The sequence below is a fragment of the Chryseobacterium sp. SSA4.19 genome (genome assembly GCF_022601875.1).
Lineage (GTDB): Bacteria > Bacteroidota > Bacteroidia > Flavobacteriales > Weeksellaceae > Chryseobacterium.
The window spans coordinates 19,690-36,807 of record NZ_JAKVIP010000011.1; the positions used below are offsets into that span (position 1 = coordinate 19,690).

Genomic DNA, 17,118 nt, shown 5'->3' on the forward strand with positions numbered 1-17,118 from the left:
GAAGATGAAGTTAGCAGAAATATCCATTAAAAGACCGTCCCTGGTCATCGTATTATTTACGATCCTGACTTTGGGAGGTTTATTAAGCTACTCCATGATGGGGTACGAGTTGATTCCAAAGTTTGAAACCAATATGGTAACGATTTCTACCGTGTATCCGGGAGCTTCCCCTGCTGAGGTGGAAACATCGGTAACGCGAAAGATTGAAGATGCCGTAGGTTCTTTGGAAAATGTAAAAAAAGTAGAGTCTTCATCGTATGAAAGCTTATCCGTAATTATGGTTCAGCTGAACACGGGAGCTGACGTAAACTATGCGTTGAACGATGCACAGAGAAAGGTAAATGCGATCTTGGCAGATCTTCCTGATGATGCAGATCCGCCTTCTTTGCAAAAGTTCTCTTTGGATGATCTCCCGATCATGACATTGAGTATTTCAAGTAATAAATTAAACAACAAGGAGCTTTATGACCTTTTAGATAAGAAAGTGGAGCCTATATTTTCCCGTGTAAACGGAGTGGCTCAGGTTACACTTGTCGGTGGACAGGAAAGAGAAATCCAGGTAAGTTTAGATGAAAATAAACTTCAGGGGTACGGCCTTTCAATAGGGGACGTGCAGCAGGCCATTCTTTCTTCCAATCTTGATTTCCCAACAGGAGCTCTTAAGACAAGAACTTCCAGATCAACGATCAGACTTTCCGGAAAATACAGGGATGTTGCAGAAATGAACAATTTGGTGGTTTCCAACAAAGATGGTGCACAGGTTCGTTTGTCTGATATTGCAACGGTTTTCGATACCCAAAAAGATGTAGAGAAAGTGGCACGTTTCAACCAGAATTCAACCATTTTGCTTCAGGTTAAAAAACAGTCTGATGCCAATGCAGTAACGGTTTCAGAATTGGTTCAGAAGACAATCGCACAGGTTCAGGATAATTATAAAGCACAGGGGATTAAAATCAATATTGTAGATGATACAACAAACTTTACCCTTGAAGCGGCAGACCACGTAATCTTCGACTTATTCCTGGCGATTATTCTGGTAGCTGTCGTGATGCTGTTGTTCCTTCATAACATCAGAAATGCCTTCATCGTCATGGTTTCCATTCCAATGTCGTTGATTGCAACGGTAATCGGGATGTACCTGATGGGATATACCTTAAACTTAATGAGTTTATTGGGTCTTTCCTTAGTGGTTGGTATTCTTGTGGATGATGCTATTGTAGTATTGGAGAATGTTTACCGTCACATGGAGATGGGGAAAAGCAGGATTCGTGCAGCGTATGACGGAGCCTCTGAAATTGGATTTACCGTAACGGCCATTACTTTGGTAATCGTAGTGGTATTCTTACCGATTGCAATGAGTTCAGGGTTGGTTTCTGATATCCTGGCTCAGTTTTGTGTAACGGTGGTTATAGCAACATTATTTTCATTGCTGGCATCATTCACAATTATTCCTTGGTTATCTTCAAGATATGGTAAACTGGTGCATCTGACAGGTAAAAATCCTTTCGAGAAATTCATTCTTTGGTTTGAAAGACAGCTGGATAAATTTACACACTGGATTACAGGAATTCTTGAATGGGCTTTAAAAACGACATTGAGGAGAGTAATGACGGTGATCGTAACATTTATTATCCTGATTTCTTCATTCATGTTGGTGGCATTCGGATTTATCGGCGGTGAATTCTTCCCTAAAATGGACAGAGGACAGTTCCTCGTTCAGATGGAGTTGCCGAAAGATGCCTCTGTAGAAAAAACCAACCAATTGACTCTGGAAGTTGAAAAGTACCTGAGAAATGATAAAGATGTTGTGGATATGATTACAACGGTAGGCCAGCAGTCATCAGGTTTTGGTGGAGCGCAGGCGACTTTGTATCAGTCGGAAATTCAGGTAATCCTGGTGGATAAATCTGAACGTAATGAAAGTACGGATATCAAGTCTGCAAAAATCAAAAGGGCTCTAGAAGAAAAATTCACCGGTGTTGAATTCAAAACGGCACCAATCGGATTGATGGGGGCAGACAATGCGCCGATTGAATTGGTAGTAACCGCTCAGGATAACGAAACAGCGAACAAAGAAGCGAACAGGATTCTTGAATTGCTTAAAAAAGTTCCGGGATCTGTAGACGCCGAATTGTCAACGGATTCGGGAAGCCCAGAAGTTCAGGTGAATATTGACCGGGATAAAATGGCTTCTTTAGGTTTGAATCTTTCCAGTGTAGGAAAAACGATGCAGACGGCATTCAGTGGAAATACAGACGGGAAATTCAGAGCCGGAGAGTATGAATATGATATCAATATCCGTTTTGGTGATGCCAACAGACAGTCGATTGATGACGTTAGAAACTTGATGTTTACCAATCCTAAAGGAGAACAGGTAAGATTGAGCCAGTTTGCTGATGTGAAAATGGGATCAGGTCCAAGTTTATTGGAGCGTAGAGATAAAGCACCTTCGGTAAAAGTAAAATCCAAAGTGGTGGGCCGTCCTGTAGGGGATGTTGCCAATGAGTGGGCAGCGCAGTTTATGGATAACGAAAAAACAAAACCGGCTGGCGTAAGTTATATCTGGAGTGGTGATATGGAAAACCAGACCGAAGGTTTCGGTACTTTAGGGATTGCTTTATTAGCAGCTATCGTATTGGTATACCTGGTAATGGTTTCTCTGTATGACTCGTTTGTTTATCCGTTTGTGGTATTGTTCTCTATTCCGTTGGCGCTGATCGGGGTAATGGTTATTCTGGCCATCACCGGGAACTCTCTGAATATCTTTACGATGCTGGGGATGATCATGTTGATTGGTTTGGTAGCGAAGAACGCGATTATGATTGTTGACTTTGCCAACATGAGAAAAGCTGCCGGAGCCAATACACACGATGCTCTGATTCAGGCAAACCACGCACGTCTTCGTCCGATCCTAATGACAACCATTGCAATGATCTTCGGGATGATCCCGATTGCAATTGCAAAAGGAGCAGGAGCGGAGATGAACAATGGACTGGCTTGGGTAATTATCGGAGGTCTGACCTCATCATTATTCCTGACTTTGATCATCGTACCGGTAGTGTATTCATTATTCGATTCCATTTTAAGAAGAATGGGCAAACATGAAAAAGTGGATTATGAAGCTGAAATGAAAGCCGATTATGAACATAAAGAACTTAGTGAAGACGGATATACCCCGAAACACATCGACTAAATTAATAAACCAATCTTAATTAACCTTAAACCGCATTAATTTAATTAATGCGGTTTTTTTGTAAAATAATTTTTCATCATTTTATTGAACTTCACAATAGAGATAAAAAAAGTTTTAGTCTCTTAGAATTTCAGGATTTTATAGTCTTTTCTTTCATTAACGATTCTTCTGTTTGCCTTCAGGCGATAATCGCTAAGCTCGATCAGTACCATATCATTTTCCTTGTCAAGAAAGCAGGATATTTTGCCGTTTTCAGAAATATCAAAATCCATTGTGCATGCAGATTCTATCTTTTTGTTTTTAAGATTATAAATAATTACGTTGTTTTTTTTCTCTTTTGTTATTACCGTAATAGTATCTTTCAGCGGAGAAAGTCCCCATGAAAAAAAATGGTTAATATCTTTGTTTAAAGTTTCTTCCAGCATAAATGTTTCATTGGTTTCTAGATTTTTACAAAATGTGTCTGTAGTTCCTGGTTTCGAATAAAAAATACCATCAAAAGAATCAAAATGTCCTGCATTGAAATAGCGGTCTTTTCCAGTCAAAAAAAATTCTTTTCCGCTGATCAGATCTATGCTTGAAATTACCTGTTCATAGGGATTAACTTCTGAGAACCATTTCACAAGAATAAGACGGTTATACTTTTTAGACAAAATATTATGGCAGAAAATTTCTCCTCCGTAGATAGCATCCTTAAAAATTTCCTTCTGATTGTTTAGTACTGCAACCAGATAAAAAGGAGGTCCCATCCGGACTTCCCCGGCATAAGCACTCTGCACAGAGATACAGCCATCTTTAATATTGCTGTCAAGGTAGAATGGATACAGGTTTAAAATAGAACGGATATATTCTCTGTCTTCTATAACTTTTATATTCATTTGTGGCTTGTTTAAATATTGTCTGAATGTTTTCTTTCTTTAAAGTTGATTAAATCAGGATAGCTTAAGATATTCAAAACATAGGTTTAAAGACTCTGTGATATGCTGATCCAGTTCGTGACTGTTTTCCAAAGGATAATAAAATTCTTTTGGATTCACAAAAACACTGTTGTATTTCGTTCGCTCACTGGCTCCGTCTACATCAATCTTTGGGGATTTTGTTCTTTTAACGGTGGGTAAGCCTTTTGATGTAATCTTAGATTCAACACATCCCGCCAATGCACATCTTCCCAGAATGTCAAAGCATATTGCGGTATAAATTCCATTGGGAACTGCCTGCCCGGGCGGCAAAATACAGGCATAGAGGACATTCGGGAAATTGCTGAAGCCTTTGGAGATTTTCATGGAAAGTTCAATATCTCTGAAGCTTGGATACCGATTTTCAAGTTGGGTTTTAAAATCCAGAAGGGTATCGCGGATATTTCCTAAAGCCGGATCAGAAACCTTTAAAGAATGCCCTTTAATCACAGGATTAACCTGTCTGAATTCGCAGATGGAATTGAAATAATGAATCATGTGAATTGAATGAATACGAATATAAGCATATCAGGGAAATTGTAATCAATACTGAAATTATTTTATGAGCTTATTTAAGAATAATAACTTTACAATGTTGTAACAATTTAATCTTATTCCGAACATACGATTGTAGATTTAGCAGGAGTTTTAATTGGTATTCAGATCTGTGTAATCGCGCTAATATGTGAGAATAAAAATTAAAGGATTTAAAGTTTCAAAACTAGTGGATAATAAAAAAGACTTCCGGAACCAACCGAAAGCCTTGTCATGTATACTATAGAAAAGAATTTAATCTGCCATTACCTCACCGGATTTTCTGTAGATGAACTTTCCGTAAATATGTCTTCTTGCAAAACGGCTTGCCGAATCGGAATTTACCATTTTGATATATACATTCCTTGGAACCCCGATGTATTCAAACATCTTCCCATTCAGATGCTGAACTTTCAGAATCTGCTTTTCCAGATAGAAATCGGTAATAATGGAGGTGGTAATGGTTTCCGTGTATTCTTCTTTATATTTTTCCTGCGTTTCCGGGTTAATGCTTACCAGAAAATGATAGGCTTCGATAATAGATTTGCTTTTTTCTTCCGCTTCCAGCTGACCTTCCTCATCATTTACAAATTTATCAGGATGCGTATCTTTCATCGCATTTCTGTAAATGGTTTTTAGGTCTTTTAATGTAGCGGTATGGTCTACCCCAAGAAGTTTTCTGTGTTCGCCAACTCTTTTCATAATAATGGATCCTTATTTCGGGGTGCAAAATTAAGCTTTTAAATTGAAAAACCGTAAGTTTTTGATTATTAATTTATTTGATGCTTTAAAAAGGGGTAATTTTATTGTTAAATAGTATGGATGTATTTTAAAAAAACCGAATCTATTGATTCGGTTTATGTAAATATTATTCAGTCTTTTGGTAGATATGGGTAAGTTTGGAATTTTTGATGAAGTCTTCCAGAGATGTGTTCTTGTCACCTTTTTTATTAGTGAGCTCAAAATAATAGACCATCATATTCGGGAATTTCGGGTCTTTGCACAACACTTTAAACCGTTTTATGGTAGGATCTGAACTCAAAAAAGAGAGTTCCGAAGAATTGCTTAACTTAATATTATTGACTTCAAAAGAATCTTTCCAGTTTTTCTGCAGTTTCGCAAATCTCTTCTGGGTCCGGTCGCTGTCTTCATTTTCAAATTTATCAACCTGATAATCGGTAAGAAGCTGTGGATAAACAAGCCCTTCTTTCAAAAGCAAGGTCGTGATTTTGTCAGATTTATCATGAAAAATAACTTTATTATCAAACGAAACCTGATTGGTACTAACCGTTATCGTGCCTGTAAATTTTTTGTAGTTTTTCTTTTTATAATCATTTTTAAAATGTTCAACAACGGCTTTGTCTTTTGGGCCTGATTTTTCTGTCTTCTGTGCGTAAACAGAAGCTGATAAAAGCAATGAAAGGCTTAAGGTATATAAAAGTTTCATATTTTTTTTGGTTTAAAATAGCTTGTCTATAAAACGTTTTTAAGTCTCAGATATTGCAGCAGCATAATGGTTTTTGCATCTTTAATTTCCCCGGAATCAATCATGATCAGGGCGTCATCAAAAGGTATTTCCATGACTTCAATATTTTCCCCTTCATCGGCAAGCCCACCGCCTTCTGTTATTTTCATTTCGGTTGAATATTCAGCGATAAAAAAGTGAAGAATTTCCGTAACAGATCCTGGCGACATATAGGCTTCAAATATTTTTTCAACATGCGAAATTTTATATCCGGTTTCTTCTTCCGTTTCTCTTCTGATACAGTCTTCAGGATTGTCATTATCTAAAAGTCCGGCACAGGCTTCAATCATCATTCCTGTCGGATTTCCGTTAATGAAAGTCGGTAATCTGAACTGCCGGGTCAAAACAACTTCATTAGTGTTTTTATTATACAGTAAAATAACAGCTCCGTTTCCTCTGTCATAGGCTTCACGGCTTTGCTCCTCCTTCGTTCCGTCTTTTTTATGAAGTGTGAAAGTTACCTTTTTTAAAGTATACCAGTTATCAGACAATATTTCTGTTTTTTCAATATGTACGTTTGTATCCTGCATAGATTTCACAATCTTTTTGAGTTATATTTAAATTATTTTTTCAGTAAATCTTTCAGCGCTTCTTTCAGTTCGGGGAACTCAAACCGGAAACCTGTCTGTCTTATTTTTTCGGAGGAAGCCCTTGAACCTTCAAGTACCGCAACGGACAGTTCACCAAACAGCAATTTCAAAATGAAGGCCGGGACATTCGGCATAAACAGCGGTTTTTTGAGTACTTCTGCAATCTTTTCGGTTAGAATTTTATTGGTGGTATGTTCCGGCGCAACGGCGTTGAAAGCTCCGTCGATATCAGAATTTTTTATTGCGAATTCATACATCGAACATATGTCTTTGATGTGAATCCACGGCATATATTGCTTTCCGCTTCCGAGTGGAGAGCCGATTCCCATTTTGATGGTTGGAAGCATTTTTTTTAAGGCTCCGTCCTTTTCAGAAAGAACCACTGCAGTCCTCAATTTAATCACCCGTTCTGCAACATGCTTTTGTTTAAATTCATCAGCCGCTTTTTCCCAAAGTATAACAACTTCACTTAAGAAATCGTTTCCGGGACTATCTTTTTCCGTGAAAATTTTCTCAGTGGTTTCAGTTCCGTAATAATTAATTCCTGATGCTGAAATAAAGGATTTCAGCGTACGGTTGTTTTTTTGTAAGGTTTTTAAAATCAATTGAGCAGAATCTACCCGACTGGAAATCAATTCTTTTTTTCTTTCATCCGTCCACCGTTTTTCAGAAATATTGGCTCCTGCCAGATGGATAACATGAGAAACATTGTCTAAGGCTTTGTCATCGATATATAATTTGCTGATATCCCATACAAATTCATTTTCCCGTTTCTTATTCCTCGTCAGGAATCGTACGGTATATTCGTTTTCAAGTTGTTTTGAAAGTTCACGGGCAATCAGCCCGCCGGCACCGGTAATCAGAATAATTTCCTTCATATCAATTGGCTAACTTAAGGTATAGTTTATTCCTGTTTTTTTACAATCAGTACAAAATCTTCATCCAGAAGCTTATATCCATAGTCATAGATGAATTTATATTCAGAACCGTTTTTATAAACCTTTAAATTCGTGAAAAATTCAAAATCAAAACCTAACCCGTCAAGCTTAGCCCGGGTCACTTTGGTTTTGCCTTCCGTGTTTACTTCGGTTAAGATCCTGTAGTTTTTGCGCAGCTTATTGTTCACATTGCGCATCAGATTGCTGGAATCTTTGTTTTGTTTATTGTTATAGGCATTACGGCAGGCATCATTACAAAATTTTTTGTCTGATCTTCCGATAATTTTTTCGCCGCATTCTAGACAGTCCATTTTTTTATTTTTTCAATTTGTGTAAATGGTTATGTTTTTTTCTGAGCGGTTTTCTGAACACGGTCTGAGCAGGATATTTTCTGTTTGATGTGATGTTGTTGAAAACCAGTGCTACAATTAATAAAATAAGACAACCGGTAAGTACAGGAGATAATACGTATCCATATCCTAATTCTGGAATTTTTCCTGTTGAGCTTACCGCGATAAGGGCTGTTGCACCACCTGGCGGATGCAGTGTTTTGGTGTACTGCATCAGGACAATGGAAAAGGCTACCGCCAAAGGAGCAGAAAGCCAGATGATATCGGGAACGATCTTATAAACCGTAACGCCTACCAACGCAGAAATAACGTGTCCTCCCACCAGGTTTCTGGGTTGTGCCAGCGGACTCTGAATGGCTCCGTATATCAGAACACTGGAAGCACCGAAAGAACCGATCAGAAAAATATTTTCTGTTGCAGATAAAGAATGAGACTGCATAAATGCAATAATCCCGATTCCGAAAAAAGCGCCGAGAAATGACCAGAACTTTTCTTTATAATCTACCATTGTTTCACGGTACATTACATATTTTGATACGCGGAATGTTCTTTTTATCGTTTTCTTCATTTGATATCAAAGATACATAATTATCCGTTTTCAAATGGCTTGCAACTTTTAATAAAATGAATATTCGTTTTTAAACGACTACAAACGGATTTAAATAATTTTCTACCGATTTAAGTATTCGTTTTCCCCAACCTTTGTCCCAGAGATTTGAGAAAGCAGTGAACGTCTCTGATCTAAATATTAACTTTTAAAATAAAAAATTATGTCACTAAGAAACAAAGTAACATTAGTAGGTTACACAGGAAAAGAAGTTGAAACCATGAACTTCGATAACGGAACATTAAAAGCAAGTGTATCTTTAGCGACCAGCGATTATTACACCAACGCAAAAGGTGAAAAAGTAGAAGAAACGCAATGGCACAGCCTCATGGCTTTCGGGAAAACAGCAGAGATCTTTCAGAAATATGTTACAAAAGGAAAAGAAATTGCCGTTGAAGGGAAACTGACTTACCGGTCTTATGATGATAAAGATGGAGTAAAACGGTATATCACAGAAATCAGGGTAGACGAAATCCTGCTTTTAGGAAGTAAATAATTAAAAACACACATCATGAAAGTAAAAATATTTAAAATCAGGTTATCAAAAGAATTCCTTCATGAGGATCAGAAGGCATTGGATGCCTTTTTGGAATCCAAAGAAATTATAAAAGTGGAAACTGCTTTTGTCAACGATGAAAATTATTGGTCTGTTGTCCTGTATTTTGAAGAATTGAAAGTCAGTCCCAACATGGTAAAAGAAGCAAAGCATGTAAAGTATTCAGCAGATGATGATGCCTTAAATGCTGATGAAGAAAAGATTCTTGATGCCCTGAAGCTCTGGAGATCAGAAAAAGCCAGGGAGCAGAATCTGCCCACCTATTTTATAGCCACCAATAAAGAACTTTCTTCTGTGGCCAAATACAGGCCGGCGAAGAAAGAAGAATTGCTGGACATTAAAGGCTTCGGTAAGCATAAAATAGAAAACTACGGCGAAGAAATTCTGGAAATCGTGGAAAGTATTTGATTCTAAAACACAAATGAAGGGGATCAATATGATGAAAGCTGAAAGGTTAATTTCTTTCAGCTTTCTAATGTGCTGTATCTTTAGTAAAAGTCTTTTCAATTGCTTATTTTTGCACTCTTATTAATATTAATTATCACCTATTTAATTATACAATGAAACCAGGTTTAGCAAAAGGAACAAGAGATTTCACCGCATTGGAAGTTTCAAGAAGACGGTTTATCATCAATGTTTTACAAAGAAACTTTGAATTATTCGGATTCCAGCCGCTGGAAACTCCAAGCTTTGAAAATCTTTCTACATTAACGGGAAAGTACGGAGAAGAAGGGGACCGTCTGATCTTTAAAATTTTAAATTCAGGAGATTATACATCGAAGGTAAACCAGGAAGATTGGGAAGGTAAAAGTCATCAGAAATTAACCTCTCAGATTTCAGATAAAGCCCTCCGCTACGACCTTACCGTACCTTTTGCAAGATTCGTGGCCATGAACCATAATCAACTGACTTTTCCTTTTAAACGCTACCAGATCCAGCCGGTTTGGAGAGCAGACCGTCCGCAGAAAGGAAGATTCAGGGAATTTTACCAGTGTGATGCCGATGTTGTAGGAAGCGAAAGCCTTTTGCAGGAAGTTGATCTGGTACAGCTGTATATAAAATCATTTACAGACCTTGGAGTTGGTGTTACGATTCATATCAATAACCGGAAAATCCTTTCAGGCCTGGCAGAGTATGCAGGCATTAAAGATCAGTTAATTGATTTTACGGTGGCACTTGATAAGCTTGATAAAATCGGGAAAGAAGGTGTGGTAAAAGAATTACTGGAAAGAGAAATTGCCCAGGAATCTATTGACAAGCTGGATTTCCTGTTTACACAGTCTGATGATGCTTTAGAAAATCTTCTGCAGCTGAAAGAAAAATTTACAGGCAATGAAACCGGATTAAAAGGTGTACAGGAATTGGAATTGGTGATTACACGGTCTTTAGAACTCGGTGTAGAGGTTAAAAATCTTGTTTTTGATATTACATTGGCGAGAGGACTGGATTATTACACAGGAGCAATTTTTGAAGTGAAAGCAAACAATGTCCAGATGGGCTCCATCGGTGGTGGCGGAAGATATGATAACCTTACAGAAGTTTTCGGGGTTAAGAATATTCCGGGAATCGGGATTTCTTTCGGTCTCGACAGAATTTACTTGGTGATGGAGGAGCTTGGACTATTCCCTCAGGAAGCCGCTTCCCATATTGAATATCTGTTTGCAAATTTCGGAGGTGATGAATCTCTGGAAGCATTAAAATTAATCAGACAGTTAAGGGAAAAAGGTATTTCTGCAGAGATGTATCCTGAAAATGTCAAGATCGGGAAACAGTTTACCTACGCTGAAAAGAAAGGCATAAAGAATCTTGTATTTCTAGGAGAAGAAGAAATTAAAAATAAAACAGTTACCTATAAAAATCTTGAAGCCGGAGCGCAGAAAACGGTTTCTCTGGAAGAGTTTCTTAATTAAATAAATATGATGAAAAAAACTTTATTATTAGCCGGTGTGATGCTGTTTAATCTATATTTCACGCAAACCAATCAGGATATTGATAATTTTGAATTCTACTACGGTTAAATAACTATCTAAATTCTACCTCTGTAAAATCAAAAGTAAAAGGCGAAGTAAAAATTGCTACAGATAAATATTTCAAAGTCGGTAAGTTCAGATACAAAGATTCTGATGAAAAGGCTAAGCCTGAAAACTTTAGTTGGGCGATAAAATTTAATGATGACTATTACTTCAGTATGTGGAATGCTGCTTACATTTATAGTGATTTCTATGTTAAAGCTGATATTGTAAGTAAAAGATACTGGGTGATTTTTATCAATGAAAAAAAGGATGGAAAAATATTCGGATCTAATAATCCTTATGGTGGCGGACTAGTTGGGGCAGCTTTAAATATCAGACCAAGAAGCAGCTGGAAAAATAAAAACGGAGAAAAGTTCAAAATTCTATTAGTTGATTTTGAAAATCCAAATGTAACGAGATCCCGTCCTAAAGATGCAAATGCTTTTTTAGTTGATACTAAGAAAATATTAGAAGTGACCAATAATGATCCTGAAGTCATTGAAAAATTGAGAAAAGAAAATTATACAATTGAGGACTTTGCAGACTTTATTAAGTCTAAAATTTAATGTATGATTTAAAAAATCGCTCCAAGAAATAACTGAGAAAGTGGTTAAATTAAGTTATAATTGATTACGCAGATAGAAATGCAATAAAATCTAATCTAATGAATTTGAACGCTTACAGTTACATTTTAAACAGACTATCGGGTTTTGTGAAAATATAGAGTATTTATCCAGAGAGATATATTTAATATAAATTCGTAATTTGGATTAATGTAATTTTAAACAATTAATTCAAATTATAAAATATAAAACCGGATGAACAATATTTGTGGATTGTGCGGAGCACCCTTAACATCTCTGGATACGCTTTTAGGTGGCAATAGGCTGGCAGACGGTCATTTCTTGTGCAACAAATGCCTAAACGAGGCTACTGATATTAATAAAGATATTGTCGATAATCTCGGACAATTATTTCTTCCTGAGATCCGCGGAATTATTCTTCAGGGGAAAATAGGTGAATTTGATAAGCCTACCATTTCACAGGGATCTGAATTTAAAGATGCTCAAAACCAAACACAGAGTTTCGGATTTGGCGGTGCCGTAACCCGGCTGGATATAATTCAGGATCAGATCGTGGCACTTAATGCAAGACTCAGTGTTTTTGTAGATGCAGAAGTAAAAGAACTGGTTAATGTTCTTGACGAAAATGAAAAACTGACGGCTATCGCAGAAGGATTAACCGTACCGGATAAAGTGGAAGGACTTATTTTTGCCAGTCAGAAAAGAGTAGTGTTCATCGATAAAAAATTCTTTGGGAATATACAGCAGAACGAATATCTTTACCAGAATATTGCATCTGTTGAACATATTGAAAGTCTTCTGTATTCAACTCTTAAAATATATACCAAAAGCGGTAGCTGTGCAGAATTCAAGCTGCATAATAAAAATGATGCAAGGAATTTTTGTAATGCGGTAAATGCATATATCAGCGGATCAGCAAACCGGTCGGATAAACAACAACAACAACAACAACAACAACAACAACAACAACAACAACAAATTCAGGCTACTTCTTTCAATATATACAATCTTCCGGTTTCAGAGTCTGTATTTCCTCAGAATACTCTGACACCTGCTGCACAAAATTCAGAAGTCAAAAAAGAATCTCCTGAGATTATCTTTGAGCAACTGGAGAAACTTGGAAAGCTGCGTGAAACAGGAATTCTTACAGAACAAGAGTTTGCCGAACAGAAAAAGAAATTACTGGAAAGGCTTTAAAATAATTCAGATTTAAACATACAGATATGAATGATCATTGCGGATTGTGCGGAAAGAAACTGACATCAATAGACCAGATGCTGGGTGAAAACAGACTTTCAGATGGAAATGTCCTCTGCAATACATGCCTGGAGAAAGCCAGCAATATCAACCAGGCACTGTTGTCTGACCTTCATCATTTCAGTATTGATGATATTAAAAACCTTATACAAAGCGGCAATTTAATAAAAAGCGAGGATAAAACTGATGAATTACTCCAAGCAGATGGACTTTCTGTAACTGTGCATACTGAAACGGAAAGACTGCCTCGTGAATTTTATAAAAGGAGACTAAGGGAAATAAAAGCTCAGCTCAAACAGGCGAAAGCCAACCTTTCTGTTTTTACGAAAGGAGAAATTAAAGAGTTGCCTTATATTCTTGCTGCTGATGAACCGATACTCGCTGTCACGGATGCCCAGTTTCTAAGAACGGTAGATGCCGGGATTTTACTGGTTACCCCAAAAAGGATTGTCTCCGTATCAAAAGCCATGTTCGGAGTACTGAAAGTGCATGATTATCCCAATGAAACTATCACGGGAGTAAATTTCAGAAATCATTTCATATCTCCTGTCATCATTATTCATACAGAAGAAAAAGCGGTGGAATTCGAATGTTTTTTCGATAAAGATGATGCACAGGTTTTCTATGATTTTATTAAAAAAATCTATAACAAAGAAACTTCCGAAAACCAACAGGCAAATAAAGAAAAAGTTCTTACAGAAGATTCCGTTTTTGAGCAACTTGAAAAGCTTGCCATGTTAAGGGAAAACGGAATTTTGACAGAAGAAGAGTTCACATTACAAAAGAAAAAGTTCTTAGAGAAATTATAGATACGGATTAATGTAAAGATGTAAAAGAATCCAAAGCAAAAAGTTAGAGACAGGTCAAACTTGCAGCTGAATATTTTTAATAACTATTAACTAATAAAACATAAATACAACTAAACCATGGAAAACTATTTAGATATCAATAAAAATTCCTGGAATGCCAAGGTGGATACTCACCTGAAATCAGATTTCTATTTTGTAGATGAGTTCGTAAAAGGCAGAACTTCTCTGAATTCGATTGAACTTGGACTTTTGGGAGAAATAAAGGGAAAATCGATTCTTCATCTTCAATGCCATTTCGGCCAGGATTCCATTTCACTGTCAAGAATGGGAGCCGAAGTCACCGGGATTGATTTATCAGACAAATCCATCGATGCAGCGAGAGAACTTGCTATAAAAGTGGGAACAGATACACAATTCATCTGTACTGATGTATACAGCCTTCCTGAGTTTCTTGATAAGAAGTTCGATTATGTTTTTACAAGCTACGGAACCATCGGCTGGCTTCCTGATCTGAATAAATGGGCAGGAATTATAAATCATTTCCTCAAACCGGAAGGGAAGTTTGTAATGGCTGAATTTCATCCGGTAATCTGGATGTTTGATGATGATTTTGAACAGATAAAATACAGTTATTTTAATGAAAAGCCGATTGTAGAAACATATGAAGGCACTTATGCCGATCAGTCCTCAGCTATTGTTCAGGAGTATGTGATGTGGAATCATGCTCTTTCTGAAGTAGTACAGAGTTTATTGGAAAACGGACTCAGTATAAATAAATTCAGCGAATTCAATTGGTCTCCTTATCCCTGTTTCCGTCATGTTGAGGAATTTGAAAAGGGCAAGTGGAGGATCGCTGCATTCGGAAATAAAATCCCGATGGTGTATTCATTGCAGGCACAAAAAAGTCATCACAATTAAAAACTGTGATGACTTTCTGTATATGAATGTTAAAATAAATTATTCTTTTAATTAACAGCCTGCTGTGCCTGATTTTCTACATCTTCCGCCTGATCTTTCACTTGAGAAGCTACGCTGCTTGCTTTATCTTGTACTTGAGAAGCTACATTGTTAGCTTTATCTTTAAGATCATTCCCCCATTTATTAAAATTATCTTTCGCTGTGTTGATTTTATCTTTCACCATTTGCTTTTCTTCATCAGATGAATTTTTGTATTTCCAATATGCTAATGCTCCTAAACCAACCAATGCTAATAAGCCTTTTGTTTTATTTCCCATGATTTTTATTCTTTAAATGTTAATATTAAAATTTGTTACTAACAATCATGTAAAATGTGTGCCAAAAAAATAAAGCGACTTATAAAATAATGTTAAATTTATTTGAATATCTTAAAATTTTCTCCATCAAAACTGGCAAAAACCATGGTTGGATGAGAATCCTGATGATAGATATGGCCTTCTTTGTCAATCGCAATGGCACCTGCAAAACCGTCAATGGTTTTTAATTCATCAAATGTTTTGGTAAAAGCGTTTTCCAAAGACATCCCGTCCGTTACTCTGGTTACTATTTTTGCGGCAGTGGCATTGCTTACAATATCTTCGCCCACGCCTGTACAGCTTACGGCACAGTCTGAATTGGCATAATTTCCTGCTACGGTAGCCGAATCGGAAATTCTTCCCGGAAGTTCAAAACCTTTTCCGCCGGTAGAGGTTGCTACAGCGAGTTTTCCGTCCTTATCGATGGCTACACAGCCTACCGTTCCTTTTCCGCCGGTTTTAAGCTTTTCTTCATATTCCTTCCTTCTTTGAGCGATCTCAGTAGAAAAATTTTCAAAACCATGTTCTTCAGCATAGGCTTTGGCACCTTCACCTCCCAAAACACGGTCATCTTCTTTCATCAGTTCTCTGGCTACGAAAACCGGATTTTTTACTTCTTCAATATTAATGACACCACTCATTTTCTGGGTGCTGCCATCCATAATCGCAGCACTCATTCTGATGACTCCATCGCTCTGAATCTGTGATCCCATTCCTGCATTATACAGCTCATCGTTCTCAAGCAAAGAAACGGCATATGCCACTGTATCAAATGCGGAATTGTTTTGTAAATATTCAAACGACTTCTGAACAATATCTTTTAAAGAATTTTGTTTAGCTGTTTTTACTTCGCTGCTTTGATCGCTTTCTGAGAAGAATCCGCCATGGATGATTATTTTCATAATTGTATTTTGTAACAGATGGTAGCTGAAATTATTTAACTAACAGTTTATCATTTTAAAATTTATTTTTCTTCCGGTATTGGATTATACTGGGAATTCTCAATGGTCAGCGTTTTTGTCGTCAAATCATAATGGTCATTCATTGACATAACATGTACAGTCAGGTTATCAATAGAAATAGGTTCTCCCAGATTGATGTTTGTAAGATTGGTATCCTTAATGAACCGTCCGTCTACTAAAATCACCAGTCCTGAACCAACGGCGGTCATCACATCATTATAGATAAAAAGCCCTGTATCTTCCCCTAAACCGATTCCAAGGGTTCTCGGATTGTTTACAACAGCCTGGAAAAGTCTCCCGATTCTTCCCCGCTGTACAAAATGGGTATCTATAATAACATTATCTATTAATCCAAGGCCCTGGGTCGTTTTAATTTCACCCTTCAGGAGCGATTCTGAGCTGCTTCCCTGATAAATCATATTTTCAGAAGCGGCAGCTGCTCCGGCAGAAGTCCCGGAATAAATAAAATCCTGTTCCTGGTATTTTAACAGAATCGTATCATGGAACCGGGTTCCCCCGAGAATGGAAGTTAACCTCAGCTGGTCACCGCCGGTAAACATAACAACGTCCGCCGCATTAGCTCTTGCCACGATAGCATCGGAGTTAGCTTCTTCACGGTTATGGATATCCAGCACGTTAACATTCTTAGCACCTAAGAATTCAAATGCTTTTTTATATTCCGAACCTACAATCTGAGGAATCTGTGAAGCGGTCGTAATAATTTCAATAACGGAGTCTTCTTTGAGTTTTGATTCGTTAATGATTTTACGAAGGATCCCTCTTTCAAAAAAGTTCAGATTTTTTTCTATATTCTGATCAAAATCGGTTTCAGCAAAACTGCCCTTGTTCACAGCACCACCGATAACAATTAATTTTCCAACAGGTTTCATCATAGGGTGCAAAGTTAAAAAATAATTAAGAGGTGGAAAAATCCATGACCAATTTAAATGAGTCTGAGTATTTTAGAATTG

19 protein-coding genes are annotated in these 17,118 nt (G+C 37.1%); 8 read left to right on the forward strand and 11 right to left on the reverse strand.

Translation table 11 applies throughout. From position 1 onward, the window contains the following. The first annotated feature begins 4 nt into the window (after positions 1-4). Entirely contained in the window at positions 5-3,193 is a 3,189-nt protein-coding gene (locus MKJ01_RS09305) for an efflux RND transporter permease subunit (RefSeq protein WP_241613587.1), read from the forward strand. Positions 3,194-3,315: 122 nt separating this feature from the next. Here the strand turns inward: MKJ01_RS09305 and MKJ01_RS09310 are convergent, their stop codons facing one another. The 8 genes from MKJ01_RS09310 to MKJ01_RS09345 form a co-directional block, all read right to left on the reverse strand. Further along, the gene (locus tag MKJ01_RS09310; RefSeq protein WP_241613586.1) at positions 3,316-4,071 is read right to left on the reverse strand and encodes a hypothetical protein; all 756 of its coding nucleotides are present in this window, start codon (positions 4,069-4,071) and stop codon (positions 3,316-3,318) included. A gap of 54 nt (positions 4,072-4,125) precedes the next feature. Then, positions 4,126-4,647: a hypothetical protein gene (locus MKJ01_RS09315; RefSeq protein ID WP_241613585.1), complete on the reverse strand. Its 522-nt coding sequence runs from the start codon at positions 4,645-4,647 to the stop codon at positions 4,126-4,128. A 291-nt stretch (positions 4,648-4,938) separates the two neighbouring features. Continuing rightward, positions 4,939-5,385: a KTSC domain-containing protein gene (locus tag MKJ01_RS09320; protein WP_241613584.1), complete on the reverse strand. Its 447-nt coding sequence runs from the start codon at positions 5,383-5,385 to the stop codon at positions 4,939-4,941. A 166-nt stretch (positions 5,386-5,551) separates the two neighbouring features. Continuing rightward, positions 5,552-6,130 (reverse strand): hypothetical protein, encoded by a 579-nt coding sequence (locus MKJ01_RS09325; RefSeq protein WP_241613582.1) that lies wholly within the window; start codon positions 6,128-6,130, stop codon positions 5,552-5,554. A gap of 26 nt (positions 6,131-6,156) precedes the next feature. Then, complete coding sequence (gene nudK / locus MKJ01_RS09330; RefSeq protein WP_241613580.1) at positions 6,157-6,738, reverse strand: GDP-mannose pyrophosphatase NudK; 582 nt, start codon at positions 6,736-6,738, stop codon at positions 6,157-6,159. 32 nt (positions 6,739-6,770) lie between these two features. Next, complete coding sequence (locus MKJ01_RS09335; RefSeq protein WP_241613578.1) at positions 6,771-7,676, reverse strand: TIGR01777 family oxidoreductase; 906 nt, start codon at positions 7,674-7,676, stop codon at positions 6,771-6,773. Between the two features lie 26 nt (positions 7,677-7,702). Continuing rightward, entirely contained in the window at positions 7,703-8,047 is a 345-nt protein-coding gene (locus tag MKJ01_RS09340; protein ID WP_241613577.1) for a hypothetical protein, read from the reverse strand. 4 nt (positions 8,048-8,051) lie between these two features. Beyond that, positions 8,052-8,654, reverse strand: a complete 603-nt coding sequence (locus tag MKJ01_RS09345) for an HPP family protein (RefSeq protein ID WP_241613575.1) — start codon at positions 8,652-8,654, stop codon at positions 8,052-8,054. Positions 8,655-8,856: 202 nt separating this feature from the next. Here MKJ01_RS09345 and MKJ01_RS09350 point away from each other — a divergent pair, with 202 nt between their 5' ends. The 7 genes from MKJ01_RS09350 (at position 8,857) to MKJ01_RS09380 (ending at position 14,829) form a co-directional block, all read left to right on the forward strand. Beyond that, positions 8,857-9,189 carry a single-stranded DNA-binding protein gene (locus MKJ01_RS09350; protein ID WP_241613573.1) on the forward strand — a complete coding sequence of 111 codons (333 nt, stop codon included), beginning with the start codon at positions 8,857-8,859 and terminating at the stop codon, positions 9,187-9,189. Positions 9,190-9,204: 15 nt separating this feature from the next. Further along, positions 9,205-9,657 (forward strand): HRDC domain-containing protein, encoded by a 453-nt coding sequence (locus tag MKJ01_RS09355; RefSeq protein ID WP_241613572.1) that lies wholly within the window; start codon positions 9,205-9,207, stop codon positions 9,655-9,657. A 152-nt stretch (positions 9,658-9,809) separates the two neighbouring features. Further along, entirely contained in the window at positions 9,810-11,159 is a 1,350-nt protein-coding gene (gene hisS / locus MKJ01_RS09360; RefSeq protein ID WP_241613571.1) for a histidine--tRNA ligase, read from the forward strand. Between the two features lie 278 nt (positions 11,160-11,437). Then, complete coding sequence (locus tag MKJ01_RS09365) at positions 11,438-11,827, forward strand: hypothetical protein (RefSeq protein WP_241613570.1); 390 nt, start codon at positions 11,438-11,440, stop codon at positions 11,825-11,827. 252 nt (positions 11,828-12,079) lie between these two features. Then, positions 12,080-13,042 (forward strand): PH domain-containing protein, encoded by a 963-nt coding sequence (locus MKJ01_RS09370; RefSeq protein WP_241613569.1) that lies wholly within the window; start codon positions 12,080-12,082, stop codon positions 13,040-13,042. Positions 13,043-13,068: 26 nt separating this feature from the next. Continuing rightward, complete coding sequence (locus tag MKJ01_RS09375; RefSeq protein ID WP_241613568.1) at positions 13,069-13,911, forward strand: PH domain-containing protein; 843 nt, start codon at positions 13,069-13,071, stop codon at positions 13,909-13,911. A 117-nt stretch (positions 13,912-14,028) separates the two neighbouring features. After that, positions 14,029-14,829 carry a bifunctional 2-polyprenyl-6-hydroxyphenol methylase/3-demethylubiquinol 3-O-methyltransferase UbiG gene (locus MKJ01_RS09380; protein ID WP_241613567.1) on the forward strand — a complete coding sequence of 267 codons (801 nt, stop codon included), beginning with the start codon at positions 14,029-14,031 and terminating at the stop codon, positions 14,827-14,829. Between the two features lie 47 nt (positions 14,830-14,876). Here MKJ01_RS09380 and MKJ01_RS09385 read toward each other — a convergent pair whose 3' ends face one another. From MKJ01_RS09385 to MKJ01_RS09395, 3 genes are all read right to left on the reverse strand, one after another. Further along, a complete protein-coding gene (locus MKJ01_RS09385; RefSeq protein WP_241613566.1) occupies positions 14,877-15,146 on the reverse strand; it encodes a hypothetical protein in 270 nt (89 codons plus the stop codon). Positions 15,147-15,244: 98 nt separating this feature from the next. After that, positions 15,245-16,087, reverse strand: a complete 843-nt coding sequence (locus MKJ01_RS09390; protein WP_241613565.1) for an isoaspartyl peptidase/L-asparaginase — start codon at positions 16,085-16,087, stop codon at positions 15,245-15,247. Positions 16,088-16,149: 62 nt separating this feature from the next. Beyond that, positions 16,150-17,037 carry a cyanophycinase gene (locus MKJ01_RS09395; protein ID WP_241632590.1) on the reverse strand — a complete coding sequence of 296 codons (888 nt, stop codon included), beginning with the start codon at positions 17,035-17,037 and terminating at the stop codon, positions 16,150-16,152. Between the last annotated feature and the right edge of the window lie 81 nt (positions 17,038-17,118).

Coding starts and splice junctions, on each gene's coding strand:
- MKJ01_RS09305 (WP_241613587.1), top strand. CDS start 5: ATGAAGTTAGCAGAAATATCCATTAAAAGACCGTCCCTGGTCATCGTA.
- MKJ01_RS09310 (WP_241613586.1), bottom strand. CDS start 4,071: ATGAATATAAAAGTTATAGAAGACAGAGAATATATCCGTTCTATTTTA.
- MKJ01_RS09315 (WP_241613585.1), bottom strand. CDS start 4,647: ATGATTCATTATTTCAATTCCATCTGCGAATTCAGACAGGTTAATCCT.
- MKJ01_RS09320 (WP_241613584.1), bottom strand. CDS start 5,385: ATGAAAAGAGTTGGCGAACACAGAAAACTTCTTGGGGTAGACCATACC.
- MKJ01_RS09325 (WP_241613582.1), bottom strand. CDS start 6,130: ATGAAACTTTTATATACCTTAAGCCTTTCATTGCTTTTATCAGCTTCT.
- nudK (WP_241613580.1), bottom strand. CDS start 6,738: ATGCAGGATACAAACGTACATATTGAAAAAACAGAAATATTGTCTGAT.
- MKJ01_RS09335 (WP_241613578.1), bottom strand. CDS start 7,676: ATGAAGGAAATTATTCTGATTACCGGTGCCGGCGGGCTGATTGCCCGT.
- MKJ01_RS09340 (WP_241613577.1), bottom strand. CDS start 8,047: ATGGACTGTCTAGAATGCGGCGAAAAAATTATCGGAAGATCAGACAAA.
- MKJ01_RS09345 (WP_241613575.1), bottom strand. CDS start 8,654: ATGAAGAAAACGATAAAAAGAACATTCCGCGTATCAAAATATGTAATG.
- MKJ01_RS09350 (WP_241613573.1), top strand. CDS start 8,857: ATGTCACTAAGAAACAAAGTAACATTAGTAGGTTACACAGGAAAAGAA.
- MKJ01_RS09355 (WP_241613572.1), top strand. CDS start 9,205: ATGAAAGTAAAAATATTTAAAATCAGGTTATCAAAAGAATTCCTTCAT.
- hisS (WP_241613571.1), top strand. CDS start 9,810: ATGAAACCAGGTTTAGCAAAAGGAACAAGAGATTTCACCGCATTGGAA.
- MKJ01_RS09365 (WP_241613570.1), top strand. CDS start 11,438: ATGTGGAATGCTGCTTACATTTATAGTGATTTCTATGTTAAAGCTGAT.
- MKJ01_RS09370 (WP_241613569.1), top strand. CDS start 12,080: ATGAACAATATTTGTGGATTGTGCGGAGCACCCTTAACATCTCTGGAT.
- MKJ01_RS09375 (WP_241613568.1), top strand. CDS start 13,069: ATGAATGATCATTGCGGATTGTGCGGAAAGAAACTGACATCAATAGAC.
- MKJ01_RS09380 (WP_241613567.1), top strand. CDS start 14,029: ATGGAAAACTATTTAGATATCAATAAAAATTCCTGGAATGCCAAGGTG.
- MKJ01_RS09385 (WP_241613566.1), bottom strand. CDS start 15,146: ATGGGAAATAAAACAAAAGGCTTATTAGCATTGGTTGGTTTAGGAGCA.
- MKJ01_RS09390 (WP_241613565.1), bottom strand. CDS start 16,087: ATGAAAATAATCATCCATGGCGGATTCTTCTCAGAAAGCGATCAAAGC.
- MKJ01_RS09395 (WP_241632590.1), bottom strand. CDS start 17,037: ATGAAACCTGTTGGAAAATTAATTGTTATCGGTGGTGCTGTGAACAAG.